Source organism: Pseudomonas fluorescens (assembly GCF_019212185.1).
GTDB lineage: Bacteria > Pseudomonadota > Gammaproteobacteria > Pseudomonadales > Pseudomonadaceae > Aquipseudomonas.
The window spans coordinates 1,798,841-1,821,265 of record NZ_CP078138.1 but is presented as its reverse complement, the minus strand read 5'-3'; the positions used below and the strand labels follow the sequence as shown (position 1 = coordinate 1,821,265).

The following is a 22,425-nucleotide window of genomic DNA, read 5'->3' as shown; positions in this document are numbered from 1 at the left end:
CGCCGAGTATCGCCCATCCCTGACGCTTGCCGAAATAAAAAAAACCCCGCCGAGGCGGGGTGAAACGAAAGGAGCTTTAACGGATGAAGAAAGAGCTCTTGCAACGGGTTACTGCGTTTTAGAACACGTATTGCGCGCGAACCACGAAACCGTCGCCGCTGTCGTCGCCGGTACGCTGGGCCGGGGTGCCGCCACTGGCTGCGGTGGCGTTGGTGACTTTTTCGGTCTTGGCGTTCAGGTAGGCGGCGGAAATCTTCACCGCTTCGTTGGCGTACCAGTTGACGCCCAGGGTGTGCACCTTGGCTTCGGCATCGCCGACGTCACGGGTCAGGGTCGGAGCGGTGATGTTGTCGTCTTCGACAGTCAGGCTGTCGTAGCGATAGAACACTTCCCACGCGCCGATCGACTTGTTCTGCGGCTTGATCGCGTCAAATTTGCCGACCTTGTAGCCACGGGATTCGCCGGTCAGGGTATAGGCGCCCTGGACATAGAAGCCGTGACCCTTGATGTCGTCGAACGCGTTGTCGTCAGCCTTGGTCTTGCGGGTGATGTATTCACCCTGGATCGACGCCGGGCCCATGGCGAAGGCGGCTTCCAGGCCGAACGCGGTGTCGGTGTCATAGGAACCGGCCGGCGATGCCGAGTTGCCACCCAGTACCGGACGGTTGCCGTTGGTGCCGGCATCGTTGCCGCCCAGGGTTTCCACGCCGCGCATGCCCATACGGGTGCGGTAGCGGGAGTCGAAGGTGGTGTCGGAAACGTCACGGGAAGCGACGTTCACACCGAAGTGCAGCACGTTGCCAGCTTCGTGCATCGGGGCGAAGACGAAGCGACCGTTGACCTGCTTGACGCTGTTGCCGTCGGTGTCGTCGGTGTCCTTGCTGAACACGCCGGCGGAGGCGTAGAACGACTCGGCGAAGGTGCTCGAGGCTTGCAGGCCCAGGCCGTTCTGGTGGCCGTTGGCCCAGTCGACCATGTCGTAGGCCATGTTGCGCTCAGGCGCGGTGACCCACTTGGAGCTGGTGGCTTTTTCCAGGCCGAAATCCGGGTCGAAACGACCGACTTTGATCGATACCGGTTTGAACCCGTTGTAGGCCAGCGACGCTTCATCGAAGTAGCCGTTATCGGAGTCGCCGGTGTTGTGCGAGAAATCGTAGTTGATGGTGTAGGCCCAGTCGGTGTAGAGCACGCCGGACAACTCGAGGAACGCACGACGGAAGTAAGCTGCGTCTGCCGTGTCCCCGTTCTTGGTGTAGATGCCGTCGAACTGGCTGTAGTCAGCCTGCAGACGACCGCCGAGCTTGAAGCTGAATTCTTTATCGGTGGTTGCGACCTCAAGGCCGCCCTTGGTCTTGACTACGATATCGGCGCCATCGGATGTGACGGTGCCTGCGAAAGCCTGGGCGGTCACTGCCATGGCCAGTGCGCTGGCAGCAAAACCGGCGAAGTGCTTACGGATCATCGAAGAGTTCCCCTAATTGGTGGTCTTAAGCTGAAACACGCGGTTCAGGCCCGCTTGTGTTGGGAGGGAATCTTGGCGAGGGGGTATTGCAGGCAAGTTGCCATTAGATAAAGATTTGATGACAACGGAACTTTTTTACTTCGATTCGAAATAAATCTGCTACGCGTCGGGGGATGGGCTGGGAGGGGCTAGATAGAGGGGTTTTACGGGGTGTCAGAGGAATCGTAGGAGCTGGTTTGCCAGCGAAGACGTCCGCAATGGCGCTAAATGATTGGAGGCTGTCTTCGCTGGCACGTCGCAAGCGAAGACAGCCCCGGCAAGTCGATCAACGCTTGCGCAAAATCACACTACCAATCGAATACCCAGCGCCAAACGAGCTGAGCACCGCCAGAGAACCGGCCGGCAGGTCGTCCTGGTATTTGTGGAAGGCAATCACCGAACCGGCCGAGCTGGTGTTGGCGTAGGTGTCGAGGATCACCGGCGCTTCTTCTTCGCTGGCTTCGCGACCCAGCAGTTTCTTGACGATCAGGTGGTTCATGCTCAGGTTGGCCTGGTGCAGCCAGAAGCGTTTCACGTCGCTGACATTCAGGCTGTTTTCTTCCAGGTGGGCGCCAACCAGTTCTGCAACCATCGGGCAGACGTCACGGAACACCTTGCGCCCTTCCTGCACGAACAACTTGTCGCGAGCACCGATGCCCTCTTCCGCCGCACGGTTGAGGAAGCCGAAGTTGTTGCGGATGTTGTTGGAGAACTTGGTCAGCAGCTTGGTGCTGACCACGTCGAACTGGTACGCGGACGTCGCCAGGTCGGCGCGCTCGATGATGACCGCCGTGGCGGCGTCGCCGAAGATGAAGTGGCTGTCACGGTCACGAAAGTTCAGGTGGCCGGTGCAGACTTCCGGGTTGACCATCAGGATCGCCCGGGCCTGGCCCAGTTGCACGCTGTTGGCGGCGGCCTGGATGCCGAAGGTGGCCGAGGAACAGGCGACGTTCATGTCGAAACCGAAACCCTGGATGCCCATGGCCTCCTGGACTTCGATGGCAATGGCCGGGTAGGCGCGTTGCAGGTTGGAGCAGGCGACGATCACCCCGTCGATGTCCGCAGCCGTCTTGCCGGCGCGTTGCAGGGCCTGTTCGGCAGCGCCGACGGCCATCTGGCAGAGCACAGACCATTCGTCGTTGGAACGCTCCGGCAGGCGCGGCGCCATGCGCGTCGGGTCGAGGATGCCTTCTTTGTCCATGACGAAGCGGCTCTTGATCCCGGAAGCTTTTTCGATGAACGCCGCACTGGATTCGGTCAGCGCCTCGACTTCACCACGGGCGATGGCCTCGGCGTTGTCGGCATTGAACTGCGCGACGTAGGTATTGAAAGACTGCACCAGCTCTTCGTTGGAGATGCTGTTGGCCGGGGTGTACAGGCCGGTGCCGCTGATGACGACGTTATGCATGGTCGCTTCTCTAATCTGTTCAGGCAGAAAGTATTGGCACCGACGTACCAACACGTAAAGGGTCCAAGCCCATCCAGGGACGCAGACCGGGGCGTCGCTTTATTCCGCGTTTCGACCCGAGCGCAGGCTCTGGGTCGCGAAAACGGCATTTATGGTGGCGAAGTTTGCCATAAAGCGCGGGAGTTGGCGTGGTTTGCTGGATAACACCGCCTGGAAGCCACCACGCCCCCTGTAGGAGCGAGCCTGCTCGCGATGGCGATCTATCAATCAACATTAATGCTGAATCAAAGGGCCCCATCGCGAGCAGGCTCGCTCCTACAGGTATTGCGCAAGCCTTGGCTTTACGGCTCTACCTGCGCCCACTGCTTATTCAGACGCTTGTCCGAGATCGGCACCTTGGTCCCCAACTGCTGGGCGAACAGCGACACCCGGTATTCCTCCAGCCACCAGCGATACAGCTCCAGCTGCGGATCGCGCTTGCCTTCTTGGGCATGTTTGTTGGCGCGGGTCTGGTATTGCGTCCACAGGCCAGACAATTCGCCGCTCCACACCCGGTCGCGCTGGACCTGGGCACCGATTTTCTCGAAACGTTGCTCGACCGCCTTCAAATACCGTGGCAGTTCCTTGAGCCATTGCATCGGCGTCTCGCGGACAAAGCCCGGGTATACCAGATGGCTGAGTTGCTGCTTGATGTCATTGAGGGCCACGGCTTGCGCCAGATCGATCTTGCCCTTGAAGCGTTTTTGCAGACCGTGCCAGAGCTTGAGGATTTCCAGGGTCAGCTTCGCCACCCGCTCGGCGTGCTCGGTCCAGGCACCGCGCTTGCGCTCGGCCAGCGAAGCCAACCCGGCACCATCGCGGGGCAATGGGTCTTCGCCGTCGAGAATGCAGCTGTCGAGGCTGGCCAGCAGGATGTCTTCGACCAACGCATCGACTCGGCCCAGATCGCGGTACAACAAGCCCAGCTCGGTCAGGCCCGGCAACTTGCCCCGGAGAAACTTCGCCGGCTCCGCCAGCTGTTGCAGCAACAAGCGCTGCAAGGCCCGACGATGCTGAAACTCGGCTTCGGCCGGCGTTGAGAAGCGCCCCTCCTTGACCGTCCCCGCCTCTTCCACCAGTGCCGGATACACTGTCATCGACAGCCCGGCGATTTTCTGTTGGGTTTTCTCGGCGACGGCGGCGAAGGCTTTCGGCTGCACCGGCTCCTGGCTTTTCGCGGTTTGCGGCACCGCCAATGCAGCCTGGCTGGCTTCGGCAAAACGCGCCGTGAGCTCGGCCAGATCACGGCCTTCACCGAGGAACTTGCCCTGAGCGTCGACGATTTCCAGGTTCATCCGCAGGTGGTTTTCAACCTGCTGCGCGGCCTCACTCCAGGCTTCATCGCTGACCCGAGCACCGGTCATGCGCAACAACTCACGGCCCAGCGCCTGGGGCAGCGAGCCCTCGGCGAAGGTCATGCGCTGCAGGGCGGCCTTGACGAAGTCCGGCACCGGCACGAAGTTCTTGCGCAGTGCCTTGGGCAGGTTACGCACCAGGGCAATGCACTTGGCCTCGATCACTCCCGGCACCAGCCATTCCAGGCGCTCCGGTGGCAGCATCGGCAACAACGGCGCCGGCACTCGTAGCGTTACGCCGTCCCGCGGATGATTGGGTTCGAAGTGGTAACTCAGGGCCAATTCCAGATCACCGATGTGCAAGGTGTCCGGGTAATGCTGCGCAGTGATTTCACTGGCTTCACGGGCCAGCACATCCTCTTCGCGCATGATCAGCAACTGCGGATTCTTCTGGCTGTTGACCTTGTACCAACTGTCGAACGTCGCGGTCTGGTGAATCTCCGCCGGCAGCCGCGCGTCGTAGAAGGCGAACAGGGTTTCTTCGTCGGCAAGAATGTCGCGACGGCGGGCCTTGGCCTCCAGCTCATCGAGCTGCTCGAGCAACTGTGCATTGGCGGTCAGGCACTTGGCCCGGGACTGGATTTCGCCGCGCACCAGCGCTTCACGGATAAATAGCTCACGGGACACCACCGGGTCGACCGGACCGTAATGCACCGGCCGACGCCCGACCACGATCAGCCCGAACAAGGTGATCTGCTCGTAGGCCACCACCTGCCCGCGCTTCTTCTCCCAATGCGGTTCGAAGTGATTTTTCTTGATCAGGTGCCCGGCCAGCGGCTCGATCCAGTCGGCATCGATCTTCGCCACCATGCGCGCGTAGAGCTTGGTGGTTTCCACCAGTTCGGCGGTCATCAGCCACTGCGGGCGCTTCTTGCCCAGGCCCGATGACGGGTGAATCCAGAAGCGTCGCTGACGCGCACCGAGGTAGTCGCCGTCCTCGGTCTTCTGCCCGATCTGGCTGAGCAGCCCCACCAATACCGCCTTGTGCAGTTTCGGGTAATCCGCCGGCTCTTTATTCAGGCTCAGCTGCATGTCGCGGCAGATCAGGCTCAACTGGCGATGGGAGTCACGCCACTCGCGCAGGCGCAGGTAATTGAGGAAATGTTTCCGGCACCAGTTGCGCAGCGGGCTGGCGGTCAACGCCTGGCGCTGCTCCTCGAAACCCCGCCACAGATTGACCAGCGCGGCGAAATCAGAGTCGACGTCTTTCCATTGCGCGTGGGCCTGATCGGCGGCTTGCTGGCGTTCCGGTGGACGTTCCCGAGGGTCCTGGATCGACATCGCACTGGCGACGATCAGCACTTCCTGGAGGCTGCCGAGCTTGGCCGCTTCGAGCAGCATGCGGCCCATGCGCGGGTCGACTGGCAAGCGCGCCAACTGCCGACCGAGCGGCGTCAGCTGGCTGTTGCGGTCCACCGCCGACAGCTCTTGCAGCAGGTTGAAGCCGTCGCTGATGGCCTTGCCGTCCGGCGGCTCGATAAACGGGAAGTCGGTAATTTCACCCAGTCGCAGATGGAGCATCTGCAGGATCACCGCCGCCAGGTTGGTACGCAGGATTTCCGGATCGGTAAATTCCGGGCGGCCAATAAAGTCTTCTTCGCTGTACAAGCGAATGCAGATCCCCGGCTCGACCCGTCCGCAACGGCCCTTGCGCTGGTTGGCGCTGGCCTGGGAAATGGCTTCGATCGGCAAGCGCTGGACCTTGGCCCGGTAGCTGTAGCGACTGATGCGCGCGGTGCCGCTGTCGATCACGTAGCGAATGCCCGGCACGGTCAGCGAGGTTTCCGCGACGTTGGTTGCCAGCACCACGCGCCGTCCAGGGTGCGACTGGAAAATCCGCTGCTGTTCGGCCGGTGACAGGCGCGCGTACAACGGCAGGATTTCAGTGTGCTTGAGCTGGGCCTTGCGCAACAGGTCGGCGGCGTCGCGAATCTCGCGCTCGCCGGGCAGGAACACCAGCACGTCACCGGGGCTGCGGCGCTCGCTGCGCTCATGGGCGGCGATTTCGTCGAGGGCGGCGAGAATCGCCTGATCCACCGTCAAGTCGTCCTCGACGCGGTTGCCCTCCTCGTCCTGCTCCAGGGTCAGCGGGCGATACCAGGTGTCCACCGGGAAGGTCCGGCCGGAGACCTCGACAATCGGCGCATCGTCGAAGTGCTTGGAGAAGCGCTCCAGGTCGATGGTCGCCGAGGTGATGATCACCTTCAGGTCGGGACGCCGTGGCAGCAGGGTTTTCAGGTAGCCCAGCAGAAAGTCGATGTTGAGGCTGCGCTCGTGGGCTTCGTCGACGATGATCGTGTCGTAGCGCTCGAGGTAGCGGTCGTTCTGGGTTTCCGCCAGCAGGATGCCGTCGGTCATCAGTTTGATCAGGGTGTTGGCGTCGCTCTGGTCCTCGAACCGCACCTGATAGCCGACCAGTGCCCCCAGCGGCGTGGCCAACTCTTCGGCAACCCGGCTGGCAACGCTGCGCGCGGCAATTCGGCGTGGCTGGGTGTGGCCAATCAGGCCGTGTTGGCCGCGACCGATTTCCAGGCAGATTTTCGGCAACTGGGTGGTTTTACCAGAACCGGTTTCGCCGGCGATGATCAGCACCTGATGCTGTTCCAGCGCCTTCTTGATCTCGTCACGCTTGGCCGCGATCGGCAGGCTGTCGTCGTAACGGATCAGCGGCAGGCTGGCTTTACGCGCCAGCACCTGATCACAGGACGCCTGCATCCGCGCCACCCATTGGGCCAGCTTGGCCTCATCGGGTTTCTTGCGCAGCTCAAGCAACTGCCGCCGCAGCCGGTGGCGGTCGGCGAGCATGGCGTGATCGAGGTTTTTCAGCAGTTTGTCGATGGAGGGCGATTCGTCGGTCATCGGGTACGCAATTCAGTCGTCTAGTGGCGCAGGTCGGCGATTGTCGCAGATTTACAGGGTGAACGAGATCCCTTGTAGGAGCCGGCTTGCCGGCTCCTACAAGGGATCGTGTCGGATGGACGACTATTCGTTGTCCAGCCCCTTGCGCCGATACGGAAACACATCAATCACCTTCCCCGCCCGAATCGCCTCCTGCAGGCTCTTCCAGTAATCGGCGTTGTACAACTCGCCATGCAGTTGATCAAACAACTTGCGCTGCCCGGCATCGGCGAACAGAAACGGCGGGAACTCCTCGGGAAACACATCCAGCGGGCCAATCGAATACCAGGGCTCGGAGGCCATTTCGTCCTCTGGGGTACGCGGTTCAGGAATGTGGCGGAAGTTGGCTTCGGTGAGGAAGCAGATCTCGTCGTAGTCGTAGAACACCACACGACCATGGCGGGTGACGCCGAAGTTTTTCAGCAGCATGTCGCCGGGAAAAATGTTCGCCGCTGCCAGTTGCTTGATCGCCAGCCCGTAGTCTTCCAGCGCCTCATGCACCTGGGCGTCGTTGGCGTTTTCCAGGTATAGGTTCAGCGGCGTCATCCGCCGTTCGGTCCAACAGTGGCGGATCAGCACCGTGTCGCCTTCGACGGCCACGGTCGACGGCGCCACTTCCAGCAGTTCGGCAAGGCAGGCTGGGTCGAACTTGCTCAGTGGAAAACGGAAGTCGGCGAATTCCTGGGTATCGGCCATGCGCCCGACCCGGTCGACGCTTTTCACCAATCGGTACTTCTCGATCACCGTGGCGCGGTCGACGTTTTTCGACGGCGAGAAGCGGTCCTTAATGATCTTGAACACGGTATTGAAGCCCGGCAGGGTAAACACGCTCATGACCATGCCGCGCACGCCGGGGGCCATGATGAACGGGTCGTCGGTGTTGGCCAGGTGGTTGATCAGCGCGCGGTAGAACTCCGACTTGCCGTGTTTGTAAAAGCCGATCGAGGTGTACAGCTCGGCGATGTGCTTGCCCGGCAGGATCCGCCGCAGGAAACCGATGAACTCGGCGGGCACCGGCACATCCACCATGAAATACGAACGGGTGAAGGAGAAGATGATCGACACTTCGGCTTCGTCGGTGATCAACGCATCGATCTGGATCCCCCGGCCCTCGCGGTGCAGCAGCGGGATCACCAGCGGCCATTGCTCGTCGGCGGTGTAAATGCGCCCCACCAGGTAGGCGCCCTTGTTGCGGTACAGCACCGAGGAAAACAGTTCGACCGCCAGGTTCGGGTCCTTGCAAACCCAGTCCGGCAGGTTCTCGCGCAGTTGCGCTTCGAGCCGGCGCAGGTCACCGGCCAGGTCCGCGTAGTCTTCGCTGAAACGGAAGTCGGCAAAGATGCTCGCGAGCATCCCCGGCAACTGGCCTTGCGGCTTGTAGGTGCGAGTCTGCGCCGCCCGCGCCCGGCGCAGGCTCGGGCGGGTGGTGTGGATGAACATGCAGCCGTCGCTGATCAGGTCGTGGCTGAACAGGCCGCAGAAAATCGAGTTGTACCAGGTCTCGGACAGCTCATCGTCGAAGCGCAGGTCGATCAGGCTGATGTATGCGCTTTTGACCAGCGGCCAGCAGCTGACATCCAGGGTCTGCTCGTCGAAGGCGATGCGCAGCCGACCCACGGTTTCACTGACTTTTTCTTCGTAGAGGTTGATCCTCGCCGCCGAGGCGACCTGGGTTTCCTGCCACTGCGCCTGTTCGAAGCGCGCGCGGGCGCCATCGGTGATCTGGCGGAAATGCTCGCGGTAGTCGTCGAAACCGTCGAGGACCATACGGGCGATGTCGGCGGCGGGCCAGGGCTGCGGCATGGGAAGACCTCTGCGGGAAGATTCTTGTCGTTGGAGGCTGAGCTTAGAGGTCAATTGTTACGCAACGCAACCATTGCCTTGACCGGGACGGACGGCGACACTGGCGCGCTGATTAAGGAAGGAACGCGCTGTGAACCCCGTCGATATTCTGCGTTTGTTGTCGCTTGCCGCCATCTGGGGCGCGAGCTTTCTGTTCATGCGCATCGTCGCTCCGGAGATTGGCACTATTCCCACCGCGTTCTTCCGGGTGTCGATTGCCGCCGGCGGCCTGCTGGTGATCCTGGTGCTGATGCGCACCTCGTGGGATTTTCGCGGCAAGTTCAAAACCGTGCTGTTGCTCGGGGTGATCAACTCGGGGATACCCGCGACCATGTATTCAGTGGCCGCCCAGGTGCTGCCCGCCGGTTACTCGGCAATCTTCAACGCGACCACCCCATTGATGGGTGTACTGATCGGTGGCCTGTTTTTCCATGAGCGGCTGAGCCTGTCGAAACTCGCCGGGCTCGCTCTCGGCCTGTTTGGCGTGGCGATCCTCACCCGTGCCGGGACGGTGGCCTTCGACGCAGAACTGTTGATGGGTGCCCTCGCCTGCCTGCTGGCGACCACCTGCTATGGCTTTGCCGGCTTCCTCGCACGGCGCTGGCTCGACCAGCAAGGCGGTCTCGACAGCCGCCTCTCGGCCCTGGGCAGCATGCTCGGCGCCACCTTGTTGCTGCTGCCGTTGTTCACCTACAGCGCCATCATTCAGCCGCCCGCCAGCTGGGGTGGCTGGCAGGTCTGGCTGTCGTTGCTGGGACTGGGCCTGGGCTGCACGGCGTTTGCCTACATCCTTTACTTCCGCCTGCTGAGCGCCATCGGCCCAGTCAAATCGATGACTGTGACCTTCATGATCCCGCCGTTCGGCGTGCTGTGGGGCGCGCTGTTTCTCGGCGAGCCACTGTCGCTGGCGCATCTGTATGGCGGGGTGTTGATCGGCGCAGCGTTGTGGCTGGTGTTGCGTCCGGCGCGGAGGGCGATTCGTCCCTGAATCGCCGGGCTCACCAGGCCTGCTCACTCATCTCGCCATCCACCAGGCGCCGAATCCCCAGCGGATTGGCGTTTTGCAGGGCTTCAGGCAGTAAGGCATCCGGGTAGTTCTGGAAACACACCGGACGCAGGAAGCGCTCGATGGCCAGGGTCCCGACCGATGTCCCGCGTGCATCCGAAGTGGCCGGATAAGGTCCACCATGGACCATCGCCTCGCAGACTTCGACGCCGGTTGGGTAGCCATTGAGCAGGATCCGGCCGACCTTCTCCTGCAACGACTCAGCGAGCCAACGGTACGCCAACAACTCTTCGGCTTCGCCAATCAAGGTCGCGGTCAATTGCCCGCGCAAACCCTGCAAGGCAGCAGCCAACTGCGTTGCGTCTTCAACTTCGATGACGATGGTGGCAGGGCCAAAGACCTCTTCCTGCAACAGCGCTTCGCCATTGAGCAGCAGGCTCACGTCCGCCTTGAACAGTTGCGGCTGGGCCTGGCTGCCCTGTTGCGGCTGGCCCGCCAGATGCGTCAGGCCGGGATGGCCGTGCAACTCGCCAAGGCCATGGCGATAGCTGTCCAGTGCGCCGGCATTGAGCATGGTCTGCGCCGGCTGTTGCTGCATGTTGGCGCTGAACTGTTGGAGGAACGCGCTGAACTGTGGGGAACGCAGGCCGATAATCAGCCCTGGATTGGTACAGAACTGGCCGCAGCCCAGGGTCACTGAACCGGCCAATTGCGCGGCAATCTGCTCGCCACGCACCTGGAGCGCCTCGGGCAACAGGAACACCGGGTTGATGCTCGACATTTCAGCGAACACCGGGATCGGTTGCGCCCGGCTCGCCGCCATCTGGCCCAGGGCATTGCCCCCCTTGAGCGATCCGGTGAAACCGACGGCCTGAATCGCCGGATGCTTGACCAGCCACTCACCGACGCCCCCGCCGTAGATCATATTGAACACGCCGGCCGGCATGTCGCAGCGCTCAGCGGCGCGGATAATCGCATCTGCCACCCACTCGGCAGTCGCCATGTGTCCGCTGTGGGCCTTGAACACCACCGGGCAACCTGCCGCCAGGGCCGAGGCGGTATCGCCGCCGGCGGTCGAAAACGCCAGCGGGAAGTTACTCGCGCCGAACACCGCCACCGGGCCGAGCGCGATGCGGTACTGCCGTAGGTCCGGACGCGGCAACGGCTGACGCTCCGGCAGCGCACGATCGATGCGCGCGCCGTAAAAGTCGCCCCTGCGCAAGACCTTGGCGAACAGGCGCATCTGGCCACTGGTGCGGCCCCGTTCCCCCTGGATGCGTGCAGCCGGCAAGGCGGTCTCGCGGCACACGGTGGCAACGAATTCATCGCCCAGGGCATCGATCTCATCGGCAATTGCATCGAGAAATTGTGCGCGGCGCTCCGCGCTCAGGTTGCGGTACAGCGGGTACGCGGCAGCCGCAGCCCGAGCCGCGGCATCCACTTCATTGGCACTGGCCTGGTGGAAGTCGCCCGGTAACGGCTCGCCGGTGCTGGCGTCGAGGCTTTGCAGGCGCACGTTGCCTTCGCCGCTGCGTCGGCCGCCGATGTAGTTGTGTCCCAGTTGCGAGGTCATGACAGATTCCTTGGCCGGCGCCAGGCGCCGGAAGTTGAAGACTCAGAGTGCGCGCACCTGACCGATGGCCAGCGGCTGAGCGCTTTCACCGATACCGTTTTCCAGCGGCGCGCCGAAGGCATCGAGGCTGACCAGGAAGCGATCGCCGGGCTGGGTTCTGACCCCGTCGGCGAACGACAGGGTAGCGGTGCCGAAGTAATGCACATGGACATCCCCCGGCCGCAGGAACTGCGCGTACTTGAAGTGGTGGTATTCGAGGTTGGCCAGGCTGTGGCACATGTTGTCCTCGCCACTGAGAAACTCTTTCTCCCACAACACTTCGCCATTGCGGGTAATGCGACTGGTGCCTGCCAGGTGCCGAGGCAACTCGCCGACCCGCAGTTCCGGACCGTAGGCGCAGTACCGCAGTTTCGAATGGGCGAGATACAGGTAGTTGCGGCGTTCCATGACGTGATCGGAGAACTCATTGCCCAGGGCATAGCCGAGGCGATACGGCAGACCGTCGTCGCCGATCACGTACAGGCCGGTCAGCTCCGGCTCTTCACCGGCATCCTCGGCGAACGGCGGCACCGGGAAGTCCGCCCCCGGACGCACGACAATGCTGCCGTCGCCCTTGTAGAACCACTCCGGTTGCGCACCGACTTGGCCGGCCGCCGGCTTACCGCCTTCCAGGCCCCATTTGAAGATGCGCATGGTGTCAGTCATGCCGGCTTCGACCGCGCCTTCCTGCTGGTGCATCTTGTCTCGCGCCGAAGCGCTGCCCAGGTGCGTCAGGCCAGTGCCGCTGATCAGGCAGTGGGCCGGGTCCTCATGGTCGAGCGGTGGCAAGACCTGGCCGTCACGCAGCAACTGCGCATAGTCCGGCCCGGGCTCGGTGCCCCGCCGCGCAACCTCGTCCTGCAGGCTGCGTTGCGCGCGGATGGCCGCGAGTGCCAGTTCACGGGTGCTGCGGGTGTTGTTGAGTACCTGAACCCGGTTGCCGTCGACGAGGCCGACCTGGCGTTCGCCGGCACTATTTTCGAATTGAATCAGGCGCATGTCGGCCCTCCAGTAAGTCGTGGTCAGCGCCGCCCGAAAGCGGCGCCGCAAGATCATTCGATGATGTTGAAGTCGCTCAGGTATTCATCGGAGATTTCCAGGCCCAGGCCCGGTTTGTTGTCGTCGAGCTGGATGTAACCGTTGACCGGCTGCGGCTCGCCCTTGAACACGTAATAGAAGAGTTCGTTGCCGACCTCGACGTCGAACACCGGAAAGAACTCGGCCATCGGCGAAGCGGTGGTGGACATGGTCAGGTGATAGTTGTGCATCTGCCCGGCGTGAGGGATCACCGGCACCGACCAGGCTTCCGCCATGGCGTTGATCTTGCGCGCCGCGGTGATGCCGCCGACCCGGTTGGTGTCGTACTGAATCACGTCGACAGCACGACGCTCCAGCAGGTCCTTGAAGCCGTAGGAGGTGAATTCGTGCTCGCCGCCGGAGATCGGCATGATGCCCATCTTCTTCAGCTCGATATAACCCTCGATGTCGTCGGCGATCACTGGTTCTTCGAGCCAGCGCGGTTCGAATTCGGCGAGTTTCGGCAGCATCCGGCGTGCGTATTCCAGGGTCCAGCCCATGTAGCATTCGAGCATGATGTCGACGTCCGGCCCGGCCAGCTTACGCAGGGCGCGCACCTGTTCGATGTTCTTGCGCATGCCTGCCGGGCCGTCTTTCGGGCCGTAGCCGAAGCGCATTTTCAGCGCCGTGAAACCCTGGTTCAGATAGCCCTGGGCTTCTTCCAGGAACAGGTCGAGGTTGTCGTTGGCGTAGAGCTTGGAGGCGTAGGTCCAGATCTTTTCCTTGGTGCGTCCGCCGAGCAGCTTGAATACCGGCTTATTCACCGCCTTGCCCATGATGTCCCAGATCGCGATATCGATCGCCGAGATCGCCGCCATGCCAATGCCCTTGCGACCCCAGGCATGGCTTTGACGGTACATCTTCTGCCAGATGTACTCGTTGTCGAACGGGTCTTCGCCGATGGCGATCGGGGCCAGGTAGGTGTCGATGATTTCCTTGGCCACACGCGGCGCCAGGGCGCAGTTACCGATGCCAACGATGCCGCTGTCTGTCTCGACTTCCACCACCAGCCAGCCGTGGAAACGGAAGGAGCCCATGGCATCGCCACGCTCGAACAGGATGTCGCTGGCGTTGGTGCAGAAATGCGCTTGCGGTGGCACGACCTTGCCTTTCCATTCGAAGACACGGGTACGGATCGCTTTGATTTTCATGAATTCAGTTCCTTGCCAATACGGGATAAATGATCAGCCGACCTGAGCCGGTGTGAGCTGCGAAGGGGACGCGGGTGTATGAGTGGTGCGAAGACGCGACAGCAGGATGGCGCCGAGAATGCCTACCAGTGCCAGGGCGAACATGCCGGCACGCGGATCGGCGAACTGGTTTTCCATAACGGTTTTCAGGTTCGGCGCGACGAAGCCGCCGAGGTTGCCAATCGAGTTGATCAGGGCGATACCGCCGGCCGCGGCAGCACCACTGAGGTAGCTGGTGGGAATGGTCCAAAACAGTGGTTGCACGGCGACGAATCCAGCGGCGGCGAAGCAGAACGCGAGGACGACCGGGACCATGCTGCTGCCCAGTGCCGAAGTGGCAATACCCAACGCCGCCATGGTCAACATGCACACCGCCAGGCGCCGGTGCTGGCCACTCCGATCGGCGTAGCGGGTGACGATGCGGGTGACCACCAGGGCGCAGATCCACGGAATCGCAGTGATCAGGCCAACGTTAAGACCGACGTGACCATCGAGCAGGCCGGCAATCCGGGTCGGCAGGTAGAACACCACGCCGTACACGCTCATCTGGATCGTGAAGTAGGCCACACAGAACTGCAGCACCCGAGGGTTGCGCAGCGCACTGAGGAAACCATGAGGGCTGCTGTCTTTTTTCTGCGCGTCTTCATCGGCCAGCGCCGTTTGCAACGCCTGCTTCTCGTCGGCGCTCAGCCAGCTCGCCTCCGCCGGACGATTGACCAGATAGAAGTAGGCCGCGATGCCAACTACGGAAGCCATCAGGCCTTCGACCACGAACAGCCACTGCCAGTTGGTCAGGCCAAACACCCCGTGGAACTCCAGCAGCCAGCCAGACAGCGGGCTGCCCAATACCAGCGCCAGCGGCAGGCCGAAGTAGAACAGGCCGAGCGCCTGGCCACGGCTCTGAGCCGGGAACCAATAGGTGAGGTAAAGGATGATGCCCGGGAAGAAACCAGCTTCCGCGACGCCCAGCAAGAAGCGCAGGACGTAGAAGGTTTCGGCGTTGTGGGCGAACATCATGGCCGCCGACACCAGGCCCCAGGTGACCATGATGCGGCACAGCCAGACCTTGGCGCCGAGACGGTGCAGCATGTAATTGCTCGGCACTTCGAAGAACGCATAGCCGATGAAGAAAATGCTCGCACCGAAGGCAAACGCCGCATCGCCCAGACCGGTATCGGCCTGCAAGGCAGCCTTGGCAAAGCCGACGTTGGAGCGGTCGATGAACGCCAGGATGTACATCAGGATCAGGAAGGGCAGCAAGCGCAGCCGACTTTTGGAAATGGCGCTGGCGAGTGCCTGGACGGAATCTGGACGGGTCATAAGCGTGTTCCTTAACTGCCGGTATATGCCTTGCGGAAGAACAAGGCGGGCTTTTTGTCGTTGTTTTTCGCATGAGTCGAGAGGGGGTGGTAAGGGCAATCCCGGCTCTGGCGATGCAGCGACTTTAGCCAGACCAGACGACAGCGAATAATCACTTATGCGTATCCGGCGATAACCAGGAGTGATAGGAACAGGGGGTTACTTTTCACATCGGGTTATCACTTGATGCGAAAAAAATGGGAGCAGGCTTGCCCGCGATCAGGCTGCGTCAGTCGACAACACTATCGACTGACAGAGCGCAATCGCGGGCAAGCCCGCTCCCACAGGGTTTATGCTTTTCGAGGTTCGGCGATCAGTGCCGATGGGCACCCATTCGACAGGCGATTTCAAAGGCCTGGCGGATTGCACCGGGGTTGGCCTTGCCCTGGCCGGAGATGTCGAAGGCGGTGCCATGGGCCGGGGTGGTGATCGGTATCGGCAAGCCGCCCTGCACGGTCACTCCACGGGAGAAGCCCATCAGTTTGATCGCGATCTGGCCCTGATCGTGGTACATGGTCACCACCGCGTCGAAGGCACTGGCATCGCCCTGGACCTTGAGAAAGATCGTGTCGCCGGGATAAGGACCGTCGGCGGCAATGCCCAGGGCCTGTGCCGTTTTCACCGCCGGGCCGATGATGTCCAGTTCCTCACGGCCGAAGGAGCCGTTGTCACCATTGTGCGGGTTGAGTCCGCACACGCCGATGCGCGGGCGTTGCAGACCGTTGCGCTTGAGCGCGGTGTCGATCAGTTGGATGGCTTCCAGCACGCGCTCCTGACTGAGCATGCCCGGCACCTCGGAGAGGGCGACGTGGGAAGTCACGCGCGAGGTCCAGAGATTGTCCAGCACATTGAACTCGCAGAACGGCCCATGGAAATCCAGCAGCTCGGCAAACCAATGCAGCTCGTCGTTGTGAGCCATGCCGGCCATGTGCAGCGACGTCTTGTTCAACGGCCCGAACAGCACCGCATCGGTGGTCCCGGCCTGGGTCAGGCGCAGCGCCACTTCCAGGGTATCGAGGCTGTAGCGGCCGCCGATCACACTGGCCTCACTGCGCGGAAACTCGCCCACCGCCGCACCGCGAAAATCATAGAACAGCGGTGTGTCATCGGTGAACGACATCTGCTCCAGCGCGTCGATGCGCCGATAGGGAAACTCGACCCCGGCGATGCGCATACCTCGGCGCATCTCGGCCTCGTCGGCAATCAGGATCACATTGGCCTGACCGCGCACTTGCGCGTCGGCCAGCAGCCGGGCGATCAATTCCGGACCGATCCCGGCGGGGTCGCCCAGGACCATGGCAATGGTCGATTTACTCATGCTTCACTCCTCAGTGGTTCGGGCCGTGTCAGGTCAATGGCGTTGGATTCACAGCGGTAGACACGCTGCGCATTGCTGTAGAACAAGTGCTGCTGATCGCTCGCTGACCGATCACGCACGATGTGTTTGAAACCGCTGTAGATGCCGTCGAATGAGCCGCACAGGCTGTCCACCGGAAAGTTGCTGGCAAACATCGCACGTTCGGCGCCGAACATGGCGATCACCTCGTTGACGATCCAGGCGTTGTCCTCGACGCGCCAGGGTTTGCCGCCCTGCCCCAAGCCGGAAATCTTCACCTGCACGTTCGGCCATTGCGCCAGGCTCGACATTGCCCGGTGCCAGGCCTGCAAGCCGTGCTCGCTGCGATCGCTGGGCAGGCCGGCGTGGTTGAGGATCAGCGTGGTTGCGGGAAAATCCCGCGCCAGGTGCTCGGCTTCCAGCAGGTTCCACCAGGGTGTCTGCAAGTCGAAATGCAGGCCCAGCCCTTCGAGCGCGGCATAGCTGCGACGCCAGTGCTCATCACTCATCAGGCTGCGCGACTGGCCCACCTGCTGCGGCGTCGACGGCCCGCCAGGTTTGTGTCGGACACTGCGCACGCAGGGGAACGATGCCTGTTCGCTGAGCAGAGCGATGGCGTCTGGATGGTCGAGCCAGGCTTGCGCGACGACGGCATTGGGCACGCCGTAGCGGGCGGCCAGTTGCTCGACGAAACGGGTCTCGCCAATCGGGTCGGTGGGATCCCATTCGGTCTCGACGTACACGGTCTGCACCACCCGGTGCGGGGCTGCATCGGCGAAGTAGTCCTCGGGAAAATAGCGCCGCTTGATCGCGCTGTAGTCGCCGTAGCGAAAGGCAATGTTGGCCTGCGGCGTGAGCCACGGGTGGTGGTTGATCGAGGGGTCCCAGAAGTGATGATGGGCGTCAATGATCGGACCGTCCCACAGGCTGGTGGATTGCTCAGGCATGGCGCACCTCGTCAAGGCTGATGAACAGAGTGGCGAAGACAAAGATCGCCGAGCACGCCGCGAAGAACCCCAGTACCGGCGCAAAACCACCGGACAGTTGCAGGATCACCCCCACCAGGATCGGCACCGCGATACCGCCGGTGCTGCCGGCCATGTTCATGACCCCGCCAATCAGCCCGACCCGCGCCGGTGCCGCGAGTAGCGCTGGGAAACTCCAGTAGAGGCTGCCCCACATCAGGAAAAACGCGGTCATGGCCAGTAACGCGACGGCGGCAAACGGGTTGCTCAGGGTCGGCAGCAAAAGGAACGCGCCCAGCGCCACCAGCCCGGAAAACGCCAGCAGGCTCTTGACCGCCACACCGCGGCTAACGCCCTTGCGGATCAGCCCATCGCAGAGAAACCCACCGGTCAGCGAGCCCAGCGCGCCGCAGACAAAAATCACGAATGTCGCCGCGCCAATGCCCTTGATATCGAAACCGCGAGCCTGTGCCAGGTAACTCGGGCCCCAGGTCAGCAGGCCGAAGTAGACCATCGCCCAACTGGCGCGGCCAATCAGCAGACCACTCAGGGAACGGGCGGCAATCCCCAGGCCCTTGACCGGTGCCCGCGCTGCTTCTGCCGCCGGTGTAGCGCGCCCGGCATTGATCTTGTCCAGCTCCGCGGCATTGACCTGGGCGTGGCTGGCCGGGTCGTCACGCAGGTAGCGACGCGCCAGCCAGGCCAGTACCAGGGTGGCAATCCCGGCAATCACGAATGCCAGCCGCCAGGAATCCAGGGAAGCAATCAGGTAGGCAATGATCAGCCCGCCCAGCGCCACGCCCAATGGACTGCCACTGTCCATCAGTACCGCGCCGCGGCTGCGTTCGCTGGGTGCCAGCCACAGGGAAATCAGTTTGCCGCCGGAGGGAAACAACGGCGCCTCGGCCGCGCCCAGGGCCACCCGGGCGAACAGCAATGACAGCCCGCCGGTGGCAAAGGCCGCCAACACCTGGAAGGTGCCCCACAAGCCGGTCGACCAACTGATGACCTTGTGCGGTCCGAAGCGGTCGATCAACCAGCCACCGGGAATCTGCAACAGCGCGTAGGCCCAGAAGAAACTGCTGAGGATCAGCCCCTGCATGCTCGGCGACAGCGAGAATTCTTCGGCGATGGTGGGCATGGCGATGGACAGCGACACACGGTCGATCAGGTTGACCATGGTCAGGGCAAAGATGATCGCGAAAATCCGCCAGCGCACGCTGCTGGCGCGCGCCGTGCTGGGCGTAAACGCTGACGGGGTTGCGGCATCTGCGTCAGGCAGGTGCAGGGATGCACTGGGACGAGCCATGGTGCGTACCTCTTTTATTATTGTTGTGAGCGCTGGGCGCCACCGTTGTCAGTTACGCCTGATGAGCACTATCGAAGGCTTACCGATAACCGTCTAATCAAAACTTGAAATACGGCGATACCCTCAGGTTATGGCATGCCGGACTTTCGTCAGCCTTTCAGCGCGCCGGGAACCTTGCGACTGTCCAACAAAATGTGTCTGCCCCACCACTCTTGGCGCTCTGCGGCGCTCCCCCTCCGGGCGACCGATAACTCCAGGCTATCGGTGTATGTATTGTTTTGAGTAGACGTGGGCGGCGCTCGTTCCCACACTCGGGCCAGGCTTGCGGCTCCTGGCCACTGACAAGCCACTCATAACAACTACAAGAAAGAGGCATTCTCCATGCGCACAACGTTCGTTCGTCGCACGTCACGCCTGTTGCTCGGTTGCACCCTGCTGTGCGCCGGTGCTCTTCCCACCCTCGCCCACGCCTGGCAACCGGACAAAAACGTGGAAATCGTCGTCGCCGGCGGCCCCGGTGGCGGCACTGACCAGTTGGGGCGGTTGATCCAGTCGATCATCACCACCCACAAGTTCCTCGACGTCAACACCATTGTCCTGAACAAGGGCGGCGGCAACGGTGCCGAAGCCTTCCTCGACCTGAAAATGGCCAAGGGCGACCCCGACAAACTGGTGATCGGCACCAATAACATCTACTTGCTGCCGCTGGTCTCCAAGCTCGGCTATCAATGGCAGGAACTGACCCCGGTGGCCGCTCTCGCCGAGGACGATTTCATTCTCTGGAGCTACAAGGGCGCGCCATGGAGCGATGCCAAGGGCTTCTATGAAGCGGTGAAAAGCGATCCTTCAAAACTGCGCATGGGTGGCAGCCAGTCCAAGGACGTCGACCAGACCCTGACCCTGCTGCTGAACCAGACCAACAACAGCAAACTGGTGTACATCCCGTTCAAGAGCGGCAGCGAAGCCGCGACTCAACTGGCCGGCAAGCACATCGCCGCGAACGTCAACAACCCCGCCGAAAGCATCAGCCAATGGCGCGGCGACCAGGTCGAACCGCTCTGTGTGTTCAGCAAGGAGCGCATGGGCTACACCGAGAAAGTCGCCGGTGGCAAAGCCTGGGCCGACATCCCGACATGCCACGAGCAAGGCTTGGGCATCGATCAATATCGCTTCCCGCGCACCGTGTTCATGCCCGGCGAAGTCACCGCCGAACAGCAGGCGTTTTATGTCGAACTGATGCGCAAAGTTACGCAAACCCCCGAGTTCAAGGCCTACATCACGCAAAACGCACTGGTGCCGACCTTCCTCGAAGGTGAGCCATTGACCGCCTATATCGAGAAAGACACCGCCCGCGTCACCCCGGTGTTCAAAGAGGCCGGCTGGCTGCGTAACTGAGTGATCCACGGTCGTGCCCTGCCGCGCAGCGCATGACCGTCACCCGTTGGAGGTGTTTGCATGTCCCATTCTTCGGATTCATCGTCGCTGGTCGGCACTCGCTGGGTCGAGCTTGGCCTGGCCGTTTTCACCGCACTGATTGGCGTGGTCGTGATGTTCGGCAGCGTCGAACAGGGTATCGGCTGGGGCGACGCCGGCCCTGAGCCCGGCTACTTCCCGTTCTACATTGGCCTGTTGCTGACCGCCGCCAGCGTCGCCAATGCGGTACTGACCCGCGTGCGCTGGCAGGCGCTAAGCGTGGCATTCGTCAGCCGCAGCGCGTTCAAGCAAGTGCTGTCGGTGTTCGTGCCTATTGCCCTGTTTGTCTTCGCCATGCCGTTCACCGGCATCTATCTGGCCTCGGCGTGCTTCATCGCCTGGTTCATGTGGCGCGATAAGGTTCGCGTCAAACCCTACGGCAAATGGGTGATTGGCAGCGTGTCGCTCGGCGCGGTGCTGGCCAGCTACCTGATTTTCGCATTGTGGTTCAAGGTGCCGCTGGATGCCGGCCCCATGGGCGACTGGATTGCCCTGGCCGGGAGAAATTTCAAATGAGCGAGTTCGATTCCCTGCTGCAAGGCATGAACCTGATCCTCACCCCGGGCCACATCGGCCTTATGGTGGTCGGCGTGCTGCTGGGCATCCTGGTCGGCGTGTTGCCCGGTCTCGGCGCCCCCAATGGCGTGGCACTGTTGCTGCCACTGACCTTCACCATGTCGCCGGTGTCGGCGATCATTCTGTTGTCGTGCATGTACTGGGGGGCGTTGTTCGGCGGTTCGATCACCTCGATCCTGTTCAACATACCCGGCGAGCCCTCATCGGTGGCGACCACCTTCGACGGCTACCCGATGGCCCGCGAAGGTCGTGCCGCCGAAGCCCTCACTGCCGCTTTCAGTTCGGCGTTGATCGGTGCGCTGGCGGGGGTGTTGCTACTGACCTTCCTGTCGACCCGGATCGCCGAGTTCGCCATGTCCTTCAGTTCTCCGGAGTTCTTCGCGGTGTACCTTTTGGCGTTCTGCACCTTTATTGGCATGAGCAAGAATCCGCCACTGAAAACCGTGGTGGCCATGATGATCGGCTTCGCCATGGCTGCCGTCGGCATGGACACCGTTTCCGGCAACCTGCGCCTGACCTTCGACCAGCCAATGCTGATGACCGGCATCAGTTTCGAGGTGGCGGTGATCGGCCTGTTCGGCATCGGCGAAATCCTCTGCACCGTGGAAGAAGGCCTGGTGTTCCGTGGCGAACATGCACGCATCACGCCGATGGTAATCCTGCGCACCTGGGCGCGCCTGCCGCGCTATTGGTGGACCATCCTGCGCAGTACCCTGGTGGGTTGCTGGATGGGCATTACGCCGGGTGGCCCCACCGCCGCTTCGTTCATGAGTTACAGCCTGGCGCGGCGTTTCTCGAAGAACCGCGACAACTTCGGCAAGGGCGAACTCGAAGGCGTGATTGCCCCGGAAACCGCCGACCACGCCGCAGGGACCAGCGCCCTGCTGCCGATGCTGACCCTCGGTATTCCCGGTTCGGCGACCGCCGCGGTAATGCTCGGTGGCCTGATGATCTGGGGCCTGCACCCGGGGCCGACGCTGTTCGTCGAGCAACACGATTTTGTCTGGGGCCTGATTGCCAGCATGTACCTGGGTAACGTGGTCAGCCTGCTGGTGGTGTTGGCCACAGTGCCGCTGTTCGCCTCGATCCTGCGCATCCCATTCTCGATCATCGCGCCGATTATCATCATGGTCTGCGCCATTGGCGCCTACTCGGTGCACAACTCGTTCTTCGACGTGGTGTTGATGCTGGGCTTCGGCGCACTCGGCTACCTGTTCAAGAAGCTTGGCTACCCGATCGCCCCGCTGGTGCTGGCCGCCGTGCTGGGAGACAAGGCCGAGGATGCGTTCCGCCAGTCGATGCTGTTTTCCGACGGGCAACTGGGGATCTTCTGGTCCAATCCGCTGGTCGGCAGCCTGACTACCGCCGCCCTGCTGATGCTGTTCTGGCCGCTGATTTCCAAAGCGCTGCAGAGCGTCCTCGGCTTGCGTAAAGCGCACGTGGCCAAGCGCACTAAATCGGCGCTGTGACACCGCAAGA

At 62.2% G+C, this 22,425-nt stretch carries 15 protein-coding genes; 4 read left to right on the top strand and 11 right to left on the bottom strand.

Annotated features, from left to right (window positions below; genetic code table 11):
* Positions 1 to 118: 118 nt before the first annotated feature.
* The 4 genes from KW062_RS08055 to aceK all read right to left on the bottom strand — a co-directional run bounded on the left by KW062_RS08055 (position 119) and on the right by aceK (position 9,004).
* The gene (locus tag KW062_RS08055) at positions 119 to 1,462 is read right to left on the bottom strand and encodes an OprO/OprP family phosphate-selective porin (RefSeq protein ID WP_027619189.1); all 1,344 of its coding nucleotides are present in this window, start codon (positions 1,460 to 1,462) and stop codon (positions 119 to 121) included.
* Between the two features lie 325 nt (positions 1,463 to 1,787).
* Positions 1,788 to 2,909, bottom strand: coding sequence for a beta-ketoacyl-ACP synthase III (locus tag KW062_RS08050; protein ID WP_105754319.1), 1,122 nt, complete (start codon positions 2,907 to 2,909; stop codon positions 1,788 to 1,790).
* Between the two features lie 341 nt (positions 2,910 to 3,250).
* Entirely contained in the window at positions 3,251 to 7,162 is a 3,912-nt protein-coding gene (gene hrpA, locus KW062_RS08045) for an ATP-dependent RNA helicase HrpA (RefSeq protein ID WP_105754318.1), read from the bottom strand.
* Between the two features lie 123 nt (positions 7,163 to 7,285).
* Positions 7,286 to 9,004: a bifunctional isocitrate dehydrogenase kinase/phosphatase gene (gene aceK / locus KW062_RS08040; protein ID WP_027619192.1), complete on the bottom strand. Its 1,719-nt coding sequence runs from the start codon at positions 9,002 to 9,004 to the stop codon at positions 7,286 to 7,288.
* Positions 9,005 to 9,134: 130 nt separating this feature from the next.
* Between aceK and KW062_RS08035 the strand changes: the two genes are divergently transcribed.
* Positions 9,135 to 10,031: a DMT family transporter gene (locus KW062_RS08035; RefSeq protein ID WP_105754317.1), complete on the top strand. Its 897-nt coding sequence runs from the start codon at positions 9,135 to 9,137 to the stop codon at positions 10,029 to 10,031.
* A gap of 10 nt (positions 10,032 to 10,041) precedes the next feature.
* On the opposite strand, the gene KW062_RS08030 is transcribed toward KW062_RS08035, so the two are convergent.
* The 7 genes from KW062_RS08030 to KW062_RS08000 form a co-directional block, all read right to left on the bottom strand.
* Positions 10,042 to 11,622 (bottom strand): aldehyde dehydrogenase (NADP(+)), encoded by a 1,581-nt coding sequence (locus KW062_RS08030; RefSeq protein WP_027619194.1) that lies wholly within the window; start codon positions 11,620 to 11,622, stop codon positions 10,042 to 10,044.
* Between the two features lie 42 nt (positions 11,623 to 11,664).
* On the bottom strand, positions 11,665 to 12,660 hold the full coding sequence (gene araD1, locus KW062_RS08025) for an AraD1 family protein (RefSeq protein WP_105754316.1): 996 nt from the start codon (positions 12,658 to 12,660) through the stop codon (positions 11,665 to 11,667).
* Positions 12,661 to 12,713: 53 nt separating this feature from the next.
* Positions 12,714 to 13,889, bottom strand: coding sequence for an L-rhamnonate dehydratase (locus KW062_RS08020; protein ID WP_027619196.1), 1,176 nt, complete (start codon positions 13,887 to 13,889; stop codon positions 12,714 to 12,716).
* 33 nt (positions 13,890 to 13,922) lie between these two features.
* On the bottom strand, positions 13,923 to 15,248 hold the full coding sequence (locus KW062_RS08015) for an MFS transporter (protein ID WP_027619197.1): 1,326 nt from the start codon (positions 15,246 to 15,248) through the stop codon (positions 13,923 to 13,925).
* Positions 15,249 to 15,600: 352 nt separating this feature from the next.
* Complete coding sequence (locus tag KW062_RS08010) at positions 15,601 to 16,605, bottom strand: 4-hydroxythreonine-4-phosphate dehydrogenase PdxA (RefSeq protein ID WP_105754315.1); 1,005 nt, start codon at positions 16,603 to 16,605, stop codon at positions 15,601 to 15,603.
* On the bottom strand, positions 16,602 to 17,570 hold the full coding sequence (locus KW062_RS08005; RefSeq protein WP_027619199.1) for an amidohydrolase family protein: 969 nt from the start codon (positions 17,568 to 17,570) through the stop codon (positions 16,602 to 16,604). Before KW062_RS08005 ends, KW062_RS08010 begins: the two co-directional genes overlap by 4 nt.
* On the bottom strand, positions 17,563 to 18,897 hold the full coding sequence (locus KW062_RS08000) for an MFS transporter (RefSeq protein ID WP_105754314.1): 1,335 nt from the start codon (positions 18,895 to 18,897) through the stop codon (positions 17,563 to 17,565). The genes KW062_RS08005 and KW062_RS08000 overlap by 8 nt, the downstream gene beginning before the upstream one ends.
* A gap of 381 nt (positions 18,898 to 19,278) precedes the next feature.
* Between KW062_RS08000 and KW062_RS07995 the strand changes: the two genes are divergently transcribed.
* The 3 genes from KW062_RS07995 to KW062_RS07985 are packed head-to-tail and all read left to right on the top strand — an operon-like array spanning position 19,279 to position 22,415.
* Entirely contained in the window at positions 19,279 to 20,292 is a 1,014-nt protein-coding gene (locus KW062_RS07995) for a Bug family tripartite tricarboxylate transporter substrate binding protein (protein ID WP_027619201.1), read from the top strand.
* 60 nt (positions 20,293 to 20,352) lie between these two features.
* The gene (locus tag KW062_RS07990) at positions 20,353 to 20,886 is read left to right on the top strand and encodes a tripartite tricarboxylate transporter TctB family protein (RefSeq protein WP_027619202.1); all 534 of its coding nucleotides are present in this window, start codon (positions 20,353 to 20,355) and stop codon (positions 20,884 to 20,886) included.
* Complete coding sequence (locus KW062_RS07985; protein ID WP_027619203.1) at positions 20,883 to 22,415, top strand: tripartite tricarboxylate transporter permease; 1,533 nt, start codon at positions 20,883 to 20,885, stop codon at positions 22,413 to 22,415. Before KW062_RS07990 ends, KW062_RS07985 begins: the two co-directional genes overlap by 4 nt.
* The last annotated feature ends 10 nt before the right edge of the window (positions 22,416 to 22,425 follow it).